Here is a 5,990-nt window from a genome sequence, read left to right on the forward strand (position 1 = left end):
GGCTTGCCTGCGATGGCGGTCTATCAGTCACCCGATTCACTGACTGACACTCCGCCATCGCAGGCAAGCCAGCTCCCACAGGGGAACGTCAGTGTCGCCACTCAGTCATCAAACCCGACCTGTTCGTGGATCTCATCCACCTTCAATTCCAACCGGTACGCCACCGCAATAAACAAGGCCTGGCACAGGCACAGGGTGGCGCTCAACGAGCGGAACGCAAACGACGACCCCTCATTCACCAACAGTACCGCGTTCGCTCGCTTGGCCAGCGGCGACAGGTTGCTGTCGGTGATGATCAGTGTCTTGGCCTGGTGATGCTGGGCAATGCGCAGGCAGTGCTGGGTCTCTTTGCCGTAGGGCGTGAAGCTGATCGCAATCACCAGGTCATTGGCGCGCACGCTGCGCATCTGCTCGCGGTAACTGCCGCCCAGCCCGGAGATCAAGTGGATGCGCTTGTTGGTGTGCTGCAGGTTGTAGACCAGATAGTCGGCGACCGCAAAGGAGCGGCGCACGCCAACCACGTAGATATTGTCGGCGTTGACCACCAGGTCCACGGCTTTCTCGAAGGCCGTGTCATCCAGCTCCAGCCCCAGGCGCTCGATGCCCGACAGCGTGGCATTCACGCATTCACGCGCCAGGTCGCCGCCGCTGGCCTTCTGCGACTTGTTGGCGATCATGCTGCGGATGCGCTGCTGGTAGTTCTGCACCGGCGTGGTCTTGTGGGTGTAGGCCTCGCGAAACAGCGCCTGCATCTCACTGAACCCGCTGAAGCCGAAACGCTGGGAAAAGCGCACGATGGCCGACGGATGCACTTCGCATTCACGGGCGATATCACTGATGCGGTCGACCATGATCCGGTCGCTCTGCTGGCTCATGTAGCTGGCGATGCGCTTGAGCTGGCGCGGCAGGCTTTCGTATTCGTCGGTGATCAGCTGCAACAGGCGTTCGGCATTGATCGGAGGGCTGGCGATGGTTCCTTCCAGGGTGGTCTCGGGATCGGTGCGGGACATGGGCAATCCTTCTGGCGTGTTCTTCTGATGCGCTGATGGGTGGCGCAAGTCTACAGGGTAGGCGCAAAAAAATACCCCGGCATCACGGCCCCGGTGGCCTGCTGAAACGATGCACGGGGGCTGGCGTGCCCCTATGCTGGCGTATTGGAAAAAATATTCCACTAAAAATAATTATGGAATAAATATTGATTGCCGCCGCCGGACGTTCTAGTCTGCTCCCACCAAGAGCGTTTGCCGTCGCCACGGCGGCACAACGCAGGCTGATAAAAATAACAGGAGCCAGCATGGGCCAGACTCGTTTTGCCAGTGGGCGTCAATTGGATCTGATTTGCCTCGGGCGCCTGGGCGTCGACCTCTATGCACAGCAAGTCGGTGCACGGCTTGAGGACGTGTCCAGCTTTGCCAAATACCTTGGCGGTTCCTCCGCCAACATCGCCTTCGGCACTGCCAGGCTTGGGCTCAAGTCAGCGATGCTGAGCCGGGTCGGGGACGACCACATGGGCCGCTTCCTGGTGGAATCCCTGGCCCGCGAGGGCTGCGATGTCAGCGGCATCAAGGTCGACCCGGAACGCCTCACCGCCTTGGTGCTGCTCGGCCTCAAGGACCGCGAAACCTTCCCCCTGGTGTTCTACCGCGAAAATTGCGCCGACATGGCGTTGCGTGCCGAAGACATCAACGAAGCCTTCATCGCCTCCAGCAAGGCCTTGCTGATTACCGGCACGCATTTCTCCACCGACGGCGTCTACAAGGCCAGCATCCAGGCTCTCGACTACGCGGCCAAGCACAACGTCAAGCGCGTGCTGGATATCGACTATCGCCCGGTGCTGTGGGGCCTGGCGGGCAAGGCCGATGGCGAGACCCGGTTTGTCGCCGACCAGAATGTCAGCCAACACGTGCAGAAAATCCTGCCGCGTTTCGACCTGATCGTCGGCACCGAAGAAGAATTCCTCATCGCCGGCGGCAGTGAAGACCTGCTCACGGCATTGCGAACCGTACGTGAACTGACCCCGGCGACCCTGGTGGTCAAGCTTGGTCCGCAGGGTTGCACGGTGATCCACGGCGCTATCCCCGCGCGCCTGGAAGACGGTGCGATTTACCCCGGCGTGCGCGTTGAAGTGCTCAACGTGCTCGGCGCCGGCGATGCCTTTATGTCCGGCTTCCTCAGCGGTTGGCTGAAGGATGCCAGCGATGAACGCTGCAGCCAGTTGGCCAATGCCTGCGGTGGCCTGGTGGTGTCCCGGCACGCCTGCGCCCCGGCAATGCCGACCCCGGCGGAGCTGGAATACCTGTTCAACAGCCCGGTGCCGATTACCCGCCCGGACCAGGACGTGACCCTGCAACGCCTGCACCGTGTCAGCGTGCCGCGCAAGACCTGGAAGCAGCTGTTCGTGTTTGCCTTCGACCACCGCTGGCAACTGGTGGACCTGGCGCAACGCGGTGGCCAGGACCCGAGCCGGATCAGTGACATCAAGCAGCTGTTTATCCAGGCCATTGAACGCGTGGAACACAAGCTTGCCGAGCAAAGTATCGAGGCCGATGTGGGCCTGCTGGCCGACCAGCGTTTCGGCCAGGACGCGCTCAACGCCGCCAGTGGCCGGGGCTGGTGGATCGCACGCCCGGTGGAAGTGCAGAACTCGCGCCCGCTGGCGTTCGAGCACGGCCGGTCGGTCGGCAGCAACCTGATCGCCTGGCCGCAGGAACAGATCATCAAGTGTCTGGTGCAATTCCACCCCGACGACGAGCCGCTGCTGCGCCTGGAACAGGAGGCGCAACTCAAGGCGGTGTACGAGGCCTCGCTGGTCAGCGGGCATGAACTGCTGCTGGAAGTCATCCCGCCCAAGGATCACCCGTCCACGTACCCGGATGTGCTCTACCGCAGCCTCAAGCGTTTGTACAACCTGGGGATCTACCCGGCGTGGTGGAAGATCGAGGCGCAGTCGGCCGCGACCTGGAAAAAGCTCGACGAACTGATCCAGGAGCGCGACCCGTACTGCCGTGGTGTGGTGCTGCTGGGCCTGAACGCATCGGCCGAGTTTCTCGCCGATGGCTTCCAGCAAGCCAGCCACAGCACCACCTGCCGGGGTTTCGCCGTGGGTCGCACGATCTTCCAGGAACCAAGCCGCGCGTGGATGGCGGGGGAGATCGACGATGAAACGCTGATCCAACAAGTGCAGGCCACCTTCGAACAACTGATCAACGCCTGGCGCAGTGCCAGGGGCTGAACCCAGCCGCCCATTTGAAATGCAGTCCAGTGTGGGGGCTGGCTGGCCTGCGAAGCCATCAACTCGGTGTATCTGAAAGCCCGAGTTGCCTGTATCGCCGGCAAGCCAGCTCCCACATTAAGCAGATCTCAGTGATACCTGAAAATAATAAAGGTGCAGCCATGCCCGCAATCCGAATTGGCATCAACCCGATCTCCTGGAGTAACGACGACCTGCCGGCCCTGGGCGGAGAAACGCCCCTGAGCACCGCCCTGAGCGAAGGCAAGGACATCGGCTACGAAGGTTTTGAACTCAACGGCAAATTCCCCAAGGATGCCAAGGGCGTTGGCGATGTGCTGCGCCCCTACGACCTGGCGCTGGTCTCCGGCTGGTACTCCAGCCGCCTGGCCCGCCGCTCGGTGGCTGAAGAAATCGAAGCCATCGCCGGGCATGTCGAGTTGCTCAAACTCAATGGCGCCAAGGTGCTGGTGTACGGTGAAGTCGCCGACTCGATCCAGGGCTCACGCATCCGCCTGATCGAACGCCCGCGTTTTCACAGCGAGCAGGCCTGGCAGGACTATGCCGACAAACTCACCGAGCTGGCACGCTTTACCCTGTCCCAGGGCGTGCGCCTGGCCTACCACCATCATATGGGCGCCTACGTCGAGTCCCCGGAAGACATCGACCAATTGATGCAGCGCACCGGCCCGGAAGTCGGCCTGTTGTTCGATTCGGGGCACTGCTACATGGGCGGCGGCGAACCCCTTGAGGTGCTGCGCAAGCACATCGACCGCGTCTGCCACGTGCACTTCAAGGATGTGCGCAAACCCGTGGTGCAACTGGCACGCAACCAGATGTGGAGCTTCCCCGACTGCATCGTCAACGGCACCTTCACCGTGCCAGGCGACGGTGATATCGACTTCGCGCCGTTGCTCGATGAGCTGCTGGCCGCGAAGTACGAGGGCTGGCTGGTGGTGGAGGCCGAGCAGGACCCGGCCGTGGCACCCAGCTATATCTATGCGAAAAAGGGTTACGACACCTTGCGCGCACTTTTGAGCGAGAGGACTGCACCATGAGCTTGCTGGTCAAAAGCAGTAAACGCGGACAAACCATGGTTGCCCTGGAAGAGGGCCGCCTGGAGTACGTGGGCTTTGCCGCCTACCGCCTGAGCCTGGGCGAAACCCTGCCGGTCACCGCCGGCGACCAGGAGTTGTGCCTGGTGCTGCTCAGCGGGCGGGTGAACATTGAAGGCGAGGGCTTCAGCTGGCAGAACCTCGGCGATCGCCAGTCGGTGTTCGAAGACAAGTCCCCGTTCGCCGCCTACCTGCCGCCGGGCACCGACGCCCAGGTCACCGCCTTGAGCGATGTGCAGATCGCGGTGTGCGCCGCGCCGGGTGCCAGCGGCTACACCCCGCGCCTGATTCGGCCTGAAGACTGCAAGCGCAGCGTGCGCGGCAAGGCTGCCAATACTCGCTATGTGTGCGACATCCTGCCCGACAGCGAGCCGGCCCATTCGCTGCTGGTGGTGGAAGTGCGCACGCCATCCGGGCACTCGTCGAGCTACCCACCGCACAAGCACGACACCGATGACCTGCCGCACCAGAGCTTCCTGGAAGAAACCTATTACCACCAGATCAACCCGCCCCAGGGCTTCGTGTTCCAGCGCGTGTACACCGACGATCGCAGCATCGACCAGGCCATGGCCGTGGAAAACAGCGACCTGGTGGTGGTGCCCAAGGGGTATCACCCGGTCAGCGTGCCGTATGGCTATGAATCCTATTACCTGAACGTGATGGCCGGTCCCAAGCGCGCCTGGCATTTCCATAACGACCCGCAGCACAGCTGGCTGCTGGATCTCTAATCGGTTTGAGCGGAGAACAACAATAATGAAGTCGCCTCTACGTTTTGCCCTGAATCGCATGGTTGCGCCCAACCTGTCCCTGCCGGATTTCATCCAGTTGGCGGCGTCCCTCAAGTGCGATGCCATCGAGATCCGCAACGACCTCAAGGGCCACGACATCGAATACGGCACCCCGGCCAGTCGCGTGCGTGAACTCTGCGCAGTGCAGGGCATCACCGTGCTGTCGATCAACGCGCTGTACCCCTTTGATGTGTGGAACGACGAGCGCCGCGCCCAGGCGATCACGCTCGCCACCTATGCCCGCGAATGCGGCGCCCAGGGCCTGGTGATGTGCCCATTGAATGAGCGCGGCGATAACCGCAACGAGGCCCAGCGCGCTGCCGGGTTGCGCACCGCATTGAGCGAACTGGCGCCGATCCTGCGTGAGTACGGCATCCTCGGTTTTATCGAGCCGCTGGGTTTTGAAGAGTGTGCGCTGCGCCGCAAACGCGTGGCGGTGGACGCGATCCAGTCCATCGGCGGGCTGGATGTATTCCGTCTGGTGCACGACACCTTTCACCATCACCTGGCGAGCGAGCAGGAATTCTTCCCGCAGTTGACCGGCCTGGTGCATATCTCCGGGGTGGAGGATGCCGAGGCCCCGCTGAATTCGATCCGTGACGGCCACCGCGTGCTGGTGGGCGAGGGCGACATCCTCGGCAATGCGGCGCAGATCGACACCTTGCTCAGCAGCGGTTACAGCGGCTACCTGTCGTTCGAACCGTTTGCCGAAAGCGTGCATGCATTGGCGGATATCCAACAGGCGCTGGGCGCGAGCATCGCGCACTTGCAAGGCTCCCGGACCTGACGCCGACAGAACGGTGGGAGCGGGCTTGCTCGCGAACGCGGTGTATCAGTCAAGGATTGTGTATCTGGCAC

Annotated in this window: 5 protein-coding genes; 4 read left to right on the forward strand and 1 reads right to left on the reverse strand. The window is 62.3% G+C overall.

Annotated features, from left to right (window positions below):
* Positions 1 to 101 precede the first annotated feature (101 nt).
* Complete coding sequence (locus QMX97_RS31405; protein WP_065906283.1) at positions 102 to 1,010, reverse strand: MurR/RpiR family transcriptional regulator; 909 nt, start codon at positions 1,008 to 1,010, stop codon at positions 102 to 104.
* Between the two features lie 284 nt (positions 1,011 to 1,294).
* On the opposite strand from QMX97_RS31405, the gene iolC reads away from it, so the two are divergent.
* The 4 genes from iolC (at position 1,295) to QMX97_RS31425 (ending at position 5,919) form a co-directional block, all read left to right on the forward strand.
* The gene (gene iolC / locus QMX97_RS31410; RefSeq protein WP_282398203.1) at positions 1,295 to 3,232 is read left to right on the forward strand and encodes a 5-dehydro-2-deoxygluconokinase; all 1,938 of its coding nucleotides are present in this window, start codon (positions 1,295 to 1,297) and stop codon (positions 3,230 to 3,232) included.
* A 161-nt stretch (positions 3,233 to 3,393) separates the two neighbouring features.
* On the forward strand, positions 3,394 to 4,287 hold the full coding sequence (iolE, locus tag QMX97_RS31415) for a myo-inosose-2 dehydratase (RefSeq protein ID WP_120448327.1): 894 nt from the start codon (positions 3,394 to 3,396) through the stop codon (positions 4,285 to 4,287).
* Positions 4,284 to 5,072, forward strand: a complete 789-nt coding sequence (gene iolB, locus QMX97_RS31420; protein ID WP_065906288.1) for a 5-deoxy-glucuronate isomerase — start codon at positions 4,284 to 4,286, stop codon at positions 5,070 to 5,072. The genes iolE and iolB overlap by 4 nt, the downstream gene beginning before the upstream one ends.
* Before the next feature lie 25 nt (positions 5,073 to 5,097).
* Positions 5,098 to 5,919, forward strand: coding sequence for a TIM barrel protein (locus QMX97_RS31425; protein WP_282398204.1), 822 nt, complete (start codon positions 5,098 to 5,100; stop codon positions 5,917 to 5,919).
* The last annotated feature ends 71 nt before the right edge of the window (positions 5,920 to 5,990 follow it).

Origin of the sequence: Pseudomonas sp. PS01298, from assembly GCF_029959745.1 — a bacterium.
In the GTDB taxonomy this organism is placed as follows: Bacteria; Pseudomonadota; Gammaproteobacteria; order Pseudomonadales; family Pseudomonadaceae; genus Aquipseudomonas; species Aquipseudomonas aylmerensis.

Bases quoted from the DNA above. Each gene is read 5' to 3' on its own strand.
- QMX97_RS31405 (WP_065906283.1), bottom strand. From the start codon at position 1,010: ATGTCCCGCACCGATCCCGAGACCACCCTGGAAGGAACCATCGCCAGC.
- iolC (WP_282398203.1), top strand. From the start codon at position 1,295: ATGGGCCAGACTCGTTTTGCCAGTGGGCGTCAATTGGATCTGATTTGC.
- QMX97_RS31425 (WP_282398204.1), top strand. From the start codon at position 5,098: ATGAAGTCGCCTCTACGTTTTGCCCTGAATCGCATGGTTGCGCCCAAC.
- iolB (WP_065906288.1), top strand. From the start codon at position 4,284: ATGAGCTTGCTGGTCAAAAGCAGTAAACGCGGACAAACCATGGTTGCC.
- iolE (WP_120448327.1), top strand. From the start codon at position 3,394: ATGCCCGCAATCCGAATTGGCATCAACCCGATCTCCTGGAGTAACGAC.